This is a genomic window from Kitasatospora sp. NPDC087314 (assembly GCF_044744365.1).
Classification (GTDB): domain Bacteria; phylum Actinomycetota; class Actinomycetes; order Streptomycetales; family Streptomycetaceae; genus Kitasatospora.
Window position 1 is genome coordinate 1 of the sequence record NZ_JBIUYE010000035.1, and the last position, 14,269, is coordinate 14,269.

Annotated in this window: 6 protein-coding genes and 1 pseudogene; 4 read left to right on the forward strand and 3 right to left on the reverse strand. The window is 73.4% G+C overall.

Annotated features, from left to right (window positions below; translation table 11 throughout):
• The first annotated feature begins 394 nt into the window (after window positions 1-394).
• Complete coding sequence (locus ACIO5E_RS39405) at window positions 395-2,251, forward strand: protein kinase (protein WP_400677484.1); 1,857 nt, start codon at window positions 395-397, stop codon at window positions 2,249-2,251.
• A 79-nt stretch (window positions 2,252-2,330) separates the two neighbouring features.
• Here ACIO5E_RS39405 and ACIO5E_RS39410 read toward each other — a convergent pair whose 3' ends face one another.
• The gene (locus tag ACIO5E_RS39410) at window positions 2,331-5,300 is read right to left on the reverse strand and encodes an AfsR/SARP family transcriptional regulator (RefSeq protein WP_400677487.1); all 2,970 of its coding nucleotides are present in this window, start codon (window positions 5,298-5,300) and stop codon (window positions 2,331-2,333) included.
• Window positions 5,301-5,390: 90 nt separating this feature from the next.
• On the opposite strand from ACIO5E_RS39410, the gene ACIO5E_RS39415 reads away from it, so the two are divergent.
• Together ACIO5E_RS39415 and ACIO5E_RS39420 are read left to right on the forward strand one after the other, a co-directional pair.
• A complete protein-coding gene (locus ACIO5E_RS39415; protein WP_400677489.1) occupies window positions 5,391-5,603 on the forward strand; it encodes a hypothetical protein in 213 nt (70 codons plus the stop codon).
• A 68-nt stretch (window positions 5,604-5,671) separates the two neighbouring features.
• Entirely contained in the window at window positions 5,672-8,770 is a 3,099-nt protein-coding gene (locus tag ACIO5E_RS39420; protein WP_400677492.1) for an AfsR/SARP family transcriptional regulator, read from the forward strand.
• A gap of 651 nt (window positions 8,771-9,421) precedes the next feature.
• On the opposite strand, the gene ACIO5E_RS39425 is transcribed toward ACIO5E_RS39420, so the two are convergent.
• Window positions 9,422-10,117: an alpha/beta fold hydrolase gene (locus ACIO5E_RS39425; RefSeq protein ID WP_400677495.1), complete on the reverse strand. Its 696-nt coding sequence runs from the start codon at window positions 10,115-10,117 to the stop codon at window positions 9,422-9,424.
• 157 nt (window positions 10,118-10,274) lie between these two features.
• The gene (locus ACIO5E_RS39430) at window positions 10,275-13,067 is read right to left on the reverse strand and encodes an AAA family ATPase (RefSeq protein WP_400677497.1); all 2,793 of its coding nucleotides are present in this window, start codon (window positions 13,065-13,067) and stop codon (window positions 10,275-10,277) included.
• A gap of 395 nt (window positions 13,068-13,462) precedes the next feature.
• Here ACIO5E_RS39430 and ACIO5E_RS39435 point away from each other — a divergent pair.
• A pseudogene (locus ACIO5E_RS39435) lies at window positions 13,463-14,269 on the forward strand (hypothetical protein); the annotation flags it as partial.

A 14,269-nucleotide genomic window follows, 5' to 3' on the forward strand; every position in this document is an offset into this window, starting at 1 on the left:
GGGGGACCCTGTGGGAGAGTAGGACGCCGCCGAACAATCATTCAGAAGAACCCCCATCCGGGAAACCGGATGGGGGTTCTTCGCATTTCCGGACCGGAATCGGAGCTGGGGGTCTGCGATGACTCTGGGGAGAGGCTGGTCCAGGCACGGCTGGAGCGGAGCAGGTCCGGGGCGATCGCACCGCGAGGGCGTGCGCAGGGTGTTGACGGCGCGTCGACGCGTGGGGGCCGTGGGGCGGGAATGGCTTGAGCCGAGCGTGATTCATAAGATGGCAAGTCAGTAGTTATTTGCCGGTGTCATGATCTGCGGAGGGCGCCCAGGACCAGGGCGTGCCCATGGATCCGGGCCGGTCCCTGGATTCACTCCGGTCCTCGGGCTTGATTCAGGGAGAACCATGCATGGCACCGTGCTCGCCGACCGCTACCGGCTGGTGGACTGGCTGGGCGGTGGGTCGATGGGCGACGTGTGGCTCGCCGAGGACGAGGTCCTGGGCCGCCGGGTGGCGGTCAAGGTGGTGAAGCCGGCGCTGCTGGAGGAGTCCGGCTTCGCCGAGCGCTTCCACGCCGAGGCCCGCGTCATGGCGCAGCTGCGGCACCCGGGCATCGTCGGCGTGTACGACTACGGGCACAGCGCCGCGGACGGGCGGCGCTCGGTCGGCTACCTGGTCATGGAACTGATCGAGGGGGAGCCGCTCAGCGCCGTGCTGGAGCGCCGCGGCGCCCTGCCGGTGGCGGAGACTCTCCGGACGGCGCTCCAGGTACTGGAGGCGTTGGAGGCCGCGCACGAGTCGGGAGTGGTTCACCGGGACATCAAGCCGGCCAACCTGATGGTCCGTGCCGACCGGACGGTGATCGCGGACTTCGGCATCGCCCGGCCCGGCTGCGACGCCCGGCTGACCGTACCGGGGATGGTGCTCGGCACCGCCGCCTACCAGGCGCCGGAACAGGCCTCCACCGGGACGGTCACCGCCTCGGCGGACCTCTACGCACTCGGCGTCGTCCTCTACGAATGCCTCGCCGGGCGGCTGCCCTTCGACGGGGAGACCGCCCTTGAGGTGATCCTCAAGCACCTGACGGAGCCTCCGCCGCCGCTTCCCGAGGACGTGCCCGCGCCGGTCTGGGCGCTGGTCGAGCGGGCCATGGCCAAGGAGCCCGGCGAGCGCTGGCCCGACGCGGCGACGATGGCCGCAGTGGTACGGGACGCCCTCACATCGGTCGGGGAGAAGGCGCCTCCGGCCCTGGACCGGCCCCGGCAGGTCGCCGGACGCGCACCGCGGGCCGGGCTCCGCCTGCGCAGGCTGATCGGGGTCACGGCGCTGTCGCTGCTCTGCATATCCGGGGCCGCCGGAGCGACGGTGATCCCGTCCGACCAGGACGGCGCGTCGGACGGCACCGTCGTTGCCGGGCCGACGGCCGGTCTCGCGGGGGCGGGCGATCCCTCGCCGGTGAAGGTCGCCCGCCCGCTCGCCGAACAGCAGCCCGCCCAGACGGCGGTTCCGGTGCCGTCGGCCGGACCGGGAGCGGGTGAGAGTCCCACGCCCGGCGCCGAGCCCGAACCGGTCGCTGGGCGGACCCCCGTCGCGCCGCCGGTCCGGCCCGGTGTGCCCGACTCCGCCTCCGCTGCGCCCGCCGTCGGCCAGAACCCCACCGCGCCCGCGCCGACCTCCGCCGCGCCGCCGGTCCGGCCCGGTGTGCCCGACTCCGCCTCCGCTGCGCCCGCCGGCGGCCATAACCCCGCCACTCCCGCGCCGACCTCCGCCGCCCCGTCCCAGCCCGCCTCCCGCGAACCGGCCACGCCCACGGCGTCGGCGACGGCGACGCAGCCCACGCAGCCGACCCAGCAGCCGAAGCCGCAGCTGCCCACCCTGGTGCAGATCACCGGCACCGGCGGCGCGCTGGACAATTCCCAATCCAGGGACCAGGACGGCAACGAGGTCGACACCTACGTCGTCAACGGCACGCTGGCACAGACGTGGCGGCTGGAGAAGGTGGCCGAGGGGACGTACCTCCTGCGCAACGGCTCCAGCAACTTCGCCAAGGTGCTGGATCTGGACTGGAAGACCGGGCGGGTGCAGATCTGGACGAATCCGCCGGGCGCCGATAACCAGGCCTGGTCCTTCGTGCCGGTTCAGGGCGGCTATCAGATCGTCAACTTCTGGAACAAGGGCTGCCTGACGTCCGACGGGATCGCCCACATGGCCAGAGTGGCGGCCTGCTCGAACGCGGAGAACCAGGTGTGGACGCTCTCCTGAGCCGACGGACCGGCAGCTGGACGAAGCCCGCCCTCCGGGGGAACACACCGGGAGTCGAACGCAATCCCCGGCCCGGGGGTCACGCCGGCAGCCAGGACGGCCACTGCCGGCGGGGCCGGTCGGCGGGACGGCCGAGGCCGATCAGGGCGTGCAGCCGGTCGGCTTCGGGGGAGCCGATGGCGACCAGGATGTCGTAGGCCTCCGACCTGCACGCCCGGGCCGCGTCCTCGGTGGCATCGCGGTCGGCGAGCGCGTCACCGAGCGCCGCCAGGGCCAGCCCCCGTCCCCGGCGGTCGCCGTCGAGCGTCAGCACCTCGACCGCCCGGTCGGCCGCCTCCACCGCCTCGTCGCTGCGGCCGACGGCGCGCAGCGACTCGGTGAGCCGCAGGAGCGTACGGCCCGTCCGGCGCCGGTCGTCCGGCCGCAGCAGGGCGAGGGCGCCGCGGTGGTGGCGCAGGGCCTGCTCGAACTCGCCGCGATCGTGGGCGATCGTCCCCAACGAGTCGAGGGCGAGCGCCTGGAGCTCGTGGTCGGCGAGGTGGTGGCAGATCAGCAGGGACTGGTCGACGACGCGGACCGCCGCCTCGAACCGGCCGAGCTCGGTGAACGCGCCGGCCAGGTTGAGCAGTTCGCCCGCCACCGAGCGCCGGTCGCCGAGCCGCTCCCAGACCGAGATCGCCGCCGTGAAGCCGTCGACCGCGTCGCCCGGCCGACCGACCTGGACGAACAGGGCGGCCAGGGAGGCGTGGGCCAGGGCGAGCAGCGGACCCGGCAGGTCGTGGGCGGTGCACAGGTCGCGGGACCTGAGCAACTCGCCGAGGGCCGCGGGTTCGGAGCCGACCTCGGTCAGCAGCCGTCCGAGCACCAGCCGGGCCCTGGCCTCGGCCGTTCGGTCGCCCTGCCGGACGGCGGCCTGGAGCAGGACCTTGGCCGCGTGTCCCAGCGGCCGGGTGGCCTGGCCGGTCTCGCACAACAGGCTGCACCCGAGCAGCAGTTCGGCCACCAGATCGAGCCGGGTCGGCTCGTGGAGCCCGGCGTACTGGCCGACCAGGGCGCCGATGCCGTGGTACTCGCCGCGACCGCGGGCCACCGCACGGGAGTCGGGAGCGTGCAGCGCACCGGCGCCGGGCAGGGCCGCGCGGCTGGCGGACGGGCCGAGGGCCGCGATGGTCTCGGCGTGGTGACGGATCGCCAGGCGGGTGAGGACGGCGGCCGGGCGGTCCGCCTCCGCCTGCGCGTCCGAGCTCGCCGTGGTATCCGGGGTGAGCCGCTGGGCGAAGGCACGCAGCAGGTCGTGGAACCGGTAGCGGTCCGGTGGCGCGGTCTCCAGCATCGAGCAGTCGACCAGTGACTCGGCCAGCTCCTCGGCCGCGTGCTCGGGCAGGCCGAGCACCGCCGCCACCGCGCCCGGCGACAGATCGGGTACGTCCGGCACCGCCAACAGCCGGAAGGCCCGGGCCTGATCGGATGTCAGCTGGTCGTAGCCGAAGCGGAACGCCGACTCGACGGCGAGGTCCCCGGTGCGCAGCACGTCCAGTCGGAGACGATTCTCGGACAGCTTGTCGAGCAGCCGGGCCATGCTCCAGTCCGGCCGGCAGGCGAGGCGGGCGGCGAGGATGCGCACGGCCAACGGGAGATGGCCGCAGAGCCGGACGAGTTCCCCGGCCGTGTCCGTCTCGGCCCGCAGCCGCTGCTCGCCGACCACCTGGCCGAGCAGGCCGAGGGCCTCCTCCGGGGCGAAGGCCGGCAGCTCGACGACGTGCGCGTTGGGAAGTGAACCGAGCCTGGCCCGGCTGGTGACGAGCACGGCGCAGCCGGGCCGGCCGGGCAGCAGCGGCCTGATCTGTTCGGCGTCCCGGGCGTTGTCGAGAACCACCAGCACACGTCGGCCGGAGAGCAGCGAGCGGAACTGGGCGGATCGTTCGGCCGGCCCGACGGGCAGCGTGTCCGCCGGCACGCCGAGGGAGCGGAGGAAGGCGCCCAACACCTCCTCGGGCGGGGTCGGGTGGCCGTCGGCCCCGTGCAGGTCGACGTAGAGCTGGCCGTCGGGGAACTCGGCGGCCAGCCCGTGCGCGACATGGACGGCCAGGGCCGTCTTGCCCACGCCGCCCAAGCCCGACACGGTCGCCACGGGCACGGTGTGGGGGGCGATCAGGAGGGTCCGCAGTGCCTCGGTCTGCGCCTCTCGGCCGGTGAAGTCGGCGAGGTCGGCCGGGACCTGGGTCGGCGGTGCCGGCGCCTGGTACGGCGGGCGGGCCGCGGCGGTGCCGGTACGGGGTGCTGAGGGGGCCACGAGAGCGGGCGTCACGAGCGTGGCGTCGGCCACCAGGATCCGGCGCTGCAACTCGCGCAGACCGGGCCCGGCGGCGACGCCGAGCTGTGCCTGCAGCCGCCGGTCCGTCGCGCGGTACACGCTCAGCGCCTCGGCCTGCCGGCCGGCCCGGTAGAGGGCGAGCATCAGCAGCTCGGAGAGCCGTTCCCTGAGCGGGTGTTCGGCCGCGACCGCGGTCAGTTCGGCGACGGCCTCGCCGGACGGTCCGGCCTCGACCTCGGCCTCCAGGCACGACTCCAGGACGGTCACCCGGCGTTCGGCCCACTCTCCGCGCTGCCGCTCGGCATAGGGGCCGGGGAGCCCGGACATCGGCTCGCCCTGCCAGAGGGCCAGCACCGAGCGGAGCACGGCGGCGGCGCGGGCGTGCTCCCCGGCGCCGCGGAGCTCCTTCGCCTCGCCGACGAGCTCCTCGCAGCGGTCGATGTCCAGCCCCCCGGGGTCCACGGTGAGCAGGTAGCCCCCGCCGAGTGAGGTCAGCGCGGTGGGCCCGAGGACGCGGCGCAGGCGGTGGACGTACGTCCGGATCACGGCCGTGGGCTTGGCCGGCGGATCCTCGCCCCACAGGTCGTCGACGAGTTGACCGAGCGACACGGGGTGGTTGGCCCTCAGCAGCAGCGAGAGGAGCAGGCTCCGCTGTTGCGGTGACCCCAGTGCGAGCTCGCCGCCGTCCCGCCACCCCCGCACCGGTCCCAGCACTGCGAACCGCAACTCACCCACCAGCTGTCCCCATCCACCCGCAAACGAACCCCCCGGCGAATGATACCGACCGCATCACCCCTGGTCAGGGGGTTGCTTTCGGTCACCTGGATGCCGTTGACGCACGTCGGCGGGTCGCTGCCGGGGAAACCGGACGGCGTGGAAGCGCTCCTGGCGGCGGGCGCGGGCGCCGGCCTGATCGGCGGCCTGACCCTGTACGTCATCGTGTGGTGGATCCGGCGCGCCGTCACGGCAACCCGCCCCCGCAGCAGCGGAGTCGGCTCCGGGTATGAGGATGCCCCGCGGGCGAACAGCGCCGCCTGAGGCCGGAGTCCGGAACAACTCTTAGCGTTAAATGGAGAGTTCGGAGCCTGGCTGGAGGAGGGGAACACGTGCGGACGAGTCGTGATCAGGACCCGCTGAGCTTCGCGTTGCTCGGCGAACCGCGTGTGCGGCGCGCCGACACGGACGTGGACCTCGGCAGCGCGCAGCAGCGGTCGGTGCTGGTCGCCCTGCTGCTGCGCCCGAACGCGGTCGTGACGGGCGACGAGCTGATCGACGACCTGTGGGGAGACGAGCCGCCCGGTGCGCCCGACACCACCTTGCGCACCTACATGTGGCGGCTGCGGAACCTGCTGGAGCCCGTGCGCGCGAAGCCCACGGTGCTGATCTCCCAAGCGGGCGGCTACCGGCTGGCGATCGCACCGGACTGCGTGGACCTGTGGCGGGTCAAGCACCTGCAGGAGCTGGCCGGACAGCACGCCGCCGAGCGGCCGGAGGCCGCCCGGTACGCGCTGGGGGAAGCACTCGCCCAGTGGCGCGGGGAGCCGCTCGTCGGCCTGCCGGGGCCGCTCATGCGCCGCGAGCGGGAACGGTTGTCGCACCTGCGCCGCACGCTCCTGGAGGAGCGCCTCGCCCTCGACGTGGCACTCGGCGCCCCCGCCGACTACCTGCCGGAACTGGAGAAGCTGGCCGGTGACCACCCGTTCAACGAGCGTCTGCAGGAACTGCTCATCCGCGCGCTGCACCGGCAGGGCCGTACACCCGAGGCGCGTGCGGTCCACGACGCGCTTCGATCGCGGCTGGTGGAGCAGCTGGGGATCGAACCGGGGCCTGCGCTCACGGAGTTGTGTCACGATCTCGACGTGGAAACCACCGAGCGATCGAGGGTGGCTCTGCCCGGCCCGGACTTACGGCCGGACGCACGATCAAGCGCACGACCAAGCGCACGGCCAGGCGCACCGGCATCGCCCGCGCCGGCCGACCGTGGCGACGGGCGCGACGTCCCGGACCAACTCCCGCCGGACCTGCCGCAGTTCACCGGACGGCAGGAGCACGTCGACCGGATCGGACCGGCGTTGACCGGACCGGCGCCGACCGGGCGGACCGGCTCCGGACTGCGGCTGGTGACCGTGACCGGGATGGCCGGGGTGGGGAAGACGACCCTCGCGGTGCGAGCCGCCCACACCCTGCGCCCGGACTTCCCGGACGGCCGGCTGTACGCGGATCTGCGCGGCGCCGACCTGGTGCCCGCGAACGCGTCCGACATCCTGGCGGACTTCCTGACGACGCTCGGCATCCGGGCGGACGTCGTGCCCAAGGACCTCGACGGCAGGTCCGCGCTGTTCCGGACGGTCTGCGCGGGACGACGGCTGCTCATCCTCCTGGACAACGCCGGCGACGACGCCCAGATCCAGCCCTTGCTGCCCGGCTCGTCCGACTGCGCGGTGATCGTCACTCGCCGTACGGCGCTCACCGGTGTGCCGTCGGTCCTGCACGTCGGGTTGGACGTGTTCAGCGAGCGCGAGGCGATCAGCCTGCTCGACTCCGTCATCGGCGCGGCACGCCGGTCCGAACAGACCCCCCAGGCCAGGATGCTGGTCGACGCCTGCGGCCGACTCCCCCTGGCCGTACGGATCGCCGGGGCCCGGCTCGCCGCCGCCCCGGACCAGCCGATCGCCGATCTCGTACGGTGCCTGGCCGACGACCGCGAGGGCATCGCCGCGCTCCGCACCGGCGACCTGGCGATCGAGCAGGTCTTCGAGCTCAGCTACCGGCTGCTCCCGGCGTCACCGGCCACGGCGTTCAGGATGCTCTCCTGGGCGGAGCCCGACGTCGGTCTGGCGCAGGCGGCCGCAGTCCTGGGCCTGGCGGCGGACGAGACGGAGCGGCTCGCGGAGTCGCTGGTGGACCAGGCGCTGCTGGAGTCGACGGGCGCCGGGCGCTACCGCTACCACGACCTGGTGCGCGCCTTCGCCCGCCGGACGTCGCTGCGGACCGACGAACACGAACGGGTCACCGCCCGGCAGCGGCTGCTGGCCCAGCTGCTCACGTGCGCCCGCGCGGCCTTCGCGCTCGCCGTGCCCGGCGATCCGCTCGCCGACGTCTTCGGCGAGCCGCTTCAGCAGCAGGACGGCCGTCCGGGCTTCCCGGTCTCCGCGGATTCCACGGTCTTCGCTGATCTGGCGGAGGCCCGGCGGTGGGCGCGGACCGAGACACCCGGCGCCGTGGCGCTCGCGGCCGCCATCGCGACGGACACCCTGCACGGCATCGCCGACGACCGGTCGGCGGCGACGCCGGAACTACGGTCGGCCGTCGACCTGCTGATCGCCCTCAGCCCGCTCGGCCTCGGCGGCGTCGGCGGCCGGGCGGAGGACGCGACCCGCATGCTGATGGCCGCCGCGGTCGAGGGCGGCGACCGTTTCGCGGAGGGCCGATCGCGGTTCCTGCTCGGCACGGTCCTGCTGGCCCGGGCCCGGCTCGGCGAGGCCGAAGCACAAGCCCGGCAGGCCGCGCAGGCCTGCCGGGAGGCGGCCGATCCGGCCGTTCTCAGGCAAGCCCTCAACGACCTCGGCCTCATCGCCCAGGCCGAGGGCCGGCACGAGGAAGCGATCACCGCCTTCGACGAGGCGGTGGCCCTCGCCCGGCGGCTCGGTCACCGTTCCGGTGAGGTGGCGAGCGCCGCGAACGCGGCCCTGTCCCGCATCCGCACCGGTCACGCGGCCAGGGCGGTGCGGACCTGCCGGCGGATGCTCACCGGACCCGGGGAAGCCGTCGGACCCGGGGGAGTCGCCGACGCCGCGATGACCGCATACGTGCACTACGTCCTCGGCCTCGCCTACCAGGAGCTGGGCCGACTCGACGACGCCGCGGCGCAGCTGTGGTCCTGCATCGGCTGTGCGAGCTCCATCGGCGATCACGACCGCGAGTCGGCCGCCCGAAGCCGTCTGGCCGACGTCCTGCGCCTGCTCGGACGGCTCGACGAGGCCGTGCACCAGGCGGAGCGGGCCGTGGAGCTCGCGGAGAAAGGTGGGCGACAGCGCGAACGCGCCCTCGCCCACCTGGTGCTGGCCCACGCGATGACCGCCCGCAGCGACCACCGCGCCGCGCAGGATCAGGAGACGAAGGCGCGACTACTGCTCGGTCGGCCGAGCACTCCGGAGACCGCCGGCACGACGTCGATGCTGACCGCCCTGGCCACCGCCGACTGAACCCCTCACACCCCCGGAGGAAGGACGAGGCCGGTCCCGTTCCACACGATGTGCCCCGACAGGCAGTGCGCGTCGGCCGACCCGCCGCAGACCTGCGCCGACGGCGCGGTCGGCGAGCTCTGCCGCACGGGATCTCCCGCGTTCACGGCCAGGGCACCCAGGGCCGATACCAGGACCGCCGCACCGGCAACAGCCGTGCGGACGAGGATCGTTCGAAACACGGAAGACACTCCCTACTCATCTGTAACAAGGCGCCCGAACGCTCGCAGGAGCCGGTAGACAGCGCATCAACGCACCGTTGACCCGGCGCCGGGCGGGACACGACGGGACGACCCGGCCGCGATGCCGGACCAGGCGCAGTGCCCGCTCGGCACCGGAGGCCGCGGGCCCGCCAACGCGCAGTCCTGCGGGCTGGGCGCGGTCGGGATCGACAACCTCTGGCACGACCTGGAGAACGACCGCGAGGTCGGTGCCGGGTCGAACCCGCTGTGGCACACCAAGAACCTCCAGGGAAACAGCCGGCCGGGCACCGCACTTCTGCCGGTGCCCGGCCGGCTCCCTCATGCGTGGCGAGTCGGACAGGCCCTACGGGGAGGCCCTGGTGAGCGGGGCGCTCGCGGTCCGTCCCGCGGGTGCTGCGGGGCCGACCGGTCAGCGGCCGGCGGCGGCCCGCCTGACGAGGTCGGCCACCGCGGCGGGCTGGGAGACGTAGACGGCGTGGCTGCCGGGGACCTCGACCGTCGTGGCACCGGCCCGCTCGGCCATGGCGCGCTGGGCCGGCGGCGGGATCATGCGGTCGTCGGTCGCGACCAGGTACCAGGCGGGCTTCATGCGCCAAGCGGGCTGGAACGCGGCCCCGTTGAGGGCCTCGACGCCCCAGGGGACCTGGGAGTCGGCCATGAAGGCGGCCAGGTCCGCGGGCACGTCCGCGGCGAAGGAGGCGGCGAACCGGCTCCGGTCCAGGAACAGGAAGCCGTCCCGGGGCGGCAGGATCGGCGGCACCGGGGCGCCGGGCGGCGGGTCGGCGATGAGGCTGCCCACCGACTCGCCCTTGTCGGGGGCGAACGCGGCGATGTAGACGAGTGCGGCCACCTTCTCGTGGTTGCCGGCCTCGGTGATCACGACGCCGCCGTAGGAGTGGCCGACCAGGACGGCCGGTCCGTCGAGGGCGTCGAGGACCTGGTGGGTGGCGGCGACGTCGCCCTCCAGCGACAGCGTCGGGTTCTGCACGATGCTGACGTGGTAGCCCTCCCCGGTCAGCTGCTCGTACACCCCCTGCCACCCGGAGCCGTCGACGAAGCCCCCGTGGACCAGGACGACGTTCGTGGGTCGTGCGTTCTCGCTCATCACTTCTCCTGTACTGATCTTGTGCTCATCGGACGGACGAGGTCACGTGGAGAACGGTAGGAGTGAGGGCGGGGCCGTCGATTCCGTCATGTGACGTACGTCGGGGAAGGGGGGAGGAGGGGCAGCGGGAGGGGGAGGACCGGAACCGTCGACGGACCTATCCCTCCCGTACCTGGTCGAGTGCGTCCCGCAGGGCGGCCCGGGAGGTGACGCCCAGCTTCGGGAACAGTTGGTAGAGATGGGTGGAGACGGTCCGCGGGGACAGGAAGAGCCGCTCGCCGATCTGCTTGTTGGACAGGCCTGCGGCCGCCAGCTCCGCGATCTCCCGCTGCTGCGGCGTCAGTGTGACGCCCGTGGTCCCGGTCCGGGCGCGCACCGGGCTGCCGCAGGCGCGCAGTTCCTTGTCGGCCCGGTCGGCCCACGGGTCGGCACCGAGCCGCCGGAACACGTCCGCGGCAGCGCCCAGGTGGGGGCGGGCCCGGGCCGAGGCCCTGCCGCGGCGGAGCCGCTCGCCGAAGTACAGCCGGATGCGGGCGTGGTCGAACGGCCAGCGCTCGGCCCCCTCGACGGCCAGGGCCTCGCCGAACCTGCGGACGGCCTCCTCGTCGTCCTCGGCGGCCAGCGCGGCGGAGGCGAGCAGGACCATGCGCAACCGCGGTGACACGGCGTCCAGTCCGGCCTCCCGGGCCGCTCTGACGTGGTCGACGGCCTTCTCTCGCCGACCGGTTCGCACCGCGGCCTCGACCGTGTCGAGGACCACCCACAGCGCGTGCCCGGTGAACGGCGACAGCGATCCGACCGGCGTGATGGTGTCGGCGTGCCGGTAGGCCGCTTCGAAGTCGCCCTGCGACAGGGCGATCAGCGTCCTGGCATGGGCGGCGTAGCAGCGGACGGCGTTGGCGCGGCGGGACCCGGCCCACTGGTCCATCCGGTCGGCGAACGCGCCGGCGGTCGCGAAGTCGCCGCAGGCCGCGGACACGCAGGCCAGCACGAACGTGCCGGTCCAGGAACGCAGCGGATAGTCGAACTCCGCACACAGGCTCAGCCCGTGGTGGGCCACCCGTCGAAGCTCCGACCACTCGCCGGTGAACCAGGCATGGCTGCTCCACAGGAAGGAGGCCTGGATGGCGGGGAAGATGTTCTCGCCGGTGCGTCCGCCCCGGGCCGTACGCCGCAGCGGCTCCTCCAACGCACCGAGGCGGTCCGCGTAGGCGCCGGCCGTACCGATCCGCACGATCCGGATCGGATCCGACGTGCCGGGCAGTGCCGCGATGGCGGCGTCGAGCCGGGCCCAGTCGGACGGGCGGGCCCGGGCGGGGTCGGCGAAGGTGGCCCGCAACAACTGCAAGGTGTCCGGGACCGAGGTGCACTTCGCGATCGCCTCGTCGAAGTCCGGCCACAACTCGGGCCTGCCGCCGTAGACGCACACCATCAGCAGGGTGGACAGCGCTTCGAGCACGGTGGCGTCGGCCGGGTCGTAGGGTGCGGGCTGGAGGGCGATCGCACCGCCGAGCAGGCGGTGCGCGGTGTCGATGTCTCCGTAGCTGTTGAGCAGGTACAACGCGGCAGCCACCGCGGCGGCCAGGGAGTCGGCATGCGGGGCGGCCTGTCGCGCGTCGTCCAGCAGGCGCGGCACGTCCCGCAGGTCGCCGGTGAGGGTCGCGCCGACGTACGCCGCCTTGGCCAGCCGTCTGGCCTGCTCGGACCTGGCCGGGCTCAGCTCGGCGGCCCGCACCAGCGCCGCCACCGCGTTCGGCCCGTCGCCGCGGCGGGCGCTGACGTCGGCGGCCTCCTCGAGGAGGGCCGCGATCTGTTCGTCGGGTTCGACGGTGGCCTGCGCCAGGTGCCAGGCCCGCTGCTCGGGGACCCCGGTCCACGCCTGCGCGAGTGCGCGGTGGACGTTGCGTCGCTGGTCGCTGGTCGAGAGGTCCACCACCGCCGAGCGCATGAGCGAGTGCCGGAATCCCAGCCGGCCGGTCGTGTCGTCGACGTGGACGAGCTGAACGCGCTCCGCGGGAGCCAGGTGCTTCAGGCTGCACCGCCCGGCCACCGCCCGTCGGACGATCCGCAGGTTGCCGCTGCCCTCCAACGCCGCCACGAGCAGGAGGTGCCGGGTGGCCGCCGGCAGAGTCGTGATGCGGGAGGCGAACGTCGACTGGAGCCGTCGGGTCAGCGGTATGCGAGCGGGCAGGGCCTGGGACGCGGCCCGCTGGGGATCGGTCAGGGCGGCCGGGAGCTCCAGCAGCGCCAGCGGATTGCCTTCGGCATCCGCCATCAGGCGCCGTCGGACCCGGGGGGCGAGCGCCGGGAAGCGACGGCGGAGCAACGCCTCGGAGGCGTCCTCGCTCAGCGGACCCAGCTCGTGCAGCGGAAGTCCGCTGTAGTCGAAGAAGCTCTCGTCCCCGGGTCTGGCCGCACAGAGCATCCCCGCGCCGGTGCCCGGCAGCCGACGGGCCACCTGCCCCAGCACGACGGCACTGGCCCGGTCCAGCCACTGCACGTCGTCCAGCACCAGCAGGGTGGGCAGGTCGCGGGAGAGGTCCGCGAGCAGCCACACCACGGCCTCGGTGACCGCGTCGTGCCCGGGTGCCGTGCCCCGCTCGAAGCCCAGGGCCGCGGCGAGGACGGGTACGCCCGCCGCTTCCGATCGGCTCTCGGGTGCCGAGGCCAGCAACTGCCGGAGAGCGCCGTAGCCGGCCTGCGCCCGGTACTGCACACCCACGGTCTGCAGGACCCGCACCCCAGCGGCCTCGGTCTCCCGGGCGACCGCGGCGAGCAGTGCCGTCTTCCCGACTCCCGGCTCCCCCAGCAGCACCAGCGATCCACCGGCACGCGGGATGCCGGCGAGGAAGGCACCGACCCGCTCCCGGTCGGCCTCGCGGCCGATCAGGGCGCCGTCCCCGTCGTCCGAACTGCCGGACGTGGTGGGACCGGTGGCTCCGTCTCCCATGACTGCACCTCCCCGGAGCGGCGATCGTCGAGACCCCCATGGCCGCCAGGGACACCGTAGTGACACAGTCGGCCGCTGTCCGGTGGGTGCGCCGATCTCCCGGGCGCTCCGGGTGCGAGTGACGCCGCCGCTTCCGGGCGCCTCGCCATGGCTATTCGTCGACTTTCCGACGGAAGGGCAGTCGGCTATGTCGAGGAAACCATGCGAATCCGTGTTCGCAGCCGCCCGCCTGTATCTGACGTGACGCCAAAATCTCCATTATGCCTGCGACTTGCGCAAGGCGCCTTTAAGCTTCGGTTAAAAGGCGGTTCTCCGTCACTCCGGGGACTTCTCGCGAGTCCGGGCACAGGCCTTCTCGACGATGAGAGTGGGTAATGACACCTACAAGTGATCAAATGGGCGGCTCCGCGCGCGGGCCGGGTCGGCGGCGGTCGGGTTTGCCCGGCCGCCGTGTCGTGGGGCGCGTCACGGTGCTCGCGCTGGGGATCGGCAGTTGCTCGCTCGCGGCGGCTCCGGCGGCGTTTCCGCAGGCGGGTGACGGGTCGGTGACGGTCCGGGTGGTGCGGGCGGTGGATGCGAGTGGGGTGTGGACGCCTGCTCTGGAGCCGGGTATCGCGGGTGTGCGGGTGACGCTCTCGGATGACGCCGGTGTCGGGATCGAGGGGGTGACGGCTGCGGATGGGACGGTGACGTTGGCGCCGGCCGTGGCGAAGCCCTCCGGTGGTAGGTACCGGGTGCAGGTGGTGAATCCGAAGCCGGGTGTGTTGTTCCCGGCGTTCGCCTCGCGGCAGGGGCTGGACGGTGCGCCGAACCAGCTGAGCAGTAACGAGGAGTTCGTCGACCTGTCCGGTGGCAAGAACGTGGCGTACACCACGGGGTTGTGGAGCCCGGGTGACTACTGTCAGAAGAACGCGACGCTGGTGACGACCTGTCAGCCGGCCACGCGTGAGGGCGGGGGTCAGCGCACGCTGGTGTCGTTCCCGTACAGTGCGCGCGGGCAGGACGGCGTGGACGTGAACGCGACGAGTATCGCCTCGGATGCCGAGACGGGCACGTTGTTCGGTATCGCGTGGAACAAGGCGGATCGGCGGGTGTTCTCCTCGGCGGTGGCGAAGCGGACCACCGATTACGGTCCGGGTGGTGCGGGCGGGATCTATGTGACGGATCTCGCGCGGAAGAAGACGACGTTGTTCGCCACGGTG

Excerpts from the sequence above, each read along its gene's own strand:
- ACIO5E_RS39425 (WP_400677495.1), bottom strand. The coding sequence starts at position 10,117 with ATGAGCGAGAACGCACGACCCACGAACGTCGTCCTGGTCCACGGGGGC.
- ACIO5E_RS39405 (WP_400677484.1), top strand. The coding sequence starts at position 395 with ATGCATGGCACCGTGCTCGCCGACCGCTACCGGCTGGTGGACTGGCTG.
- ACIO5E_RS39415 (WP_400677489.1), top strand. The coding sequence starts at position 5,391 with ATGCCGTTGACGCACGTCGGCGGGTCGCTGCCGGGGAAACCGGACGGC.
- ACIO5E_RS39430 (WP_400677497.1), bottom strand. The coding sequence starts at position 13,067 with ATGGGAGACGGAGCCACCGGTCCCACCACGTCCGGCAGTTCGGACGAC.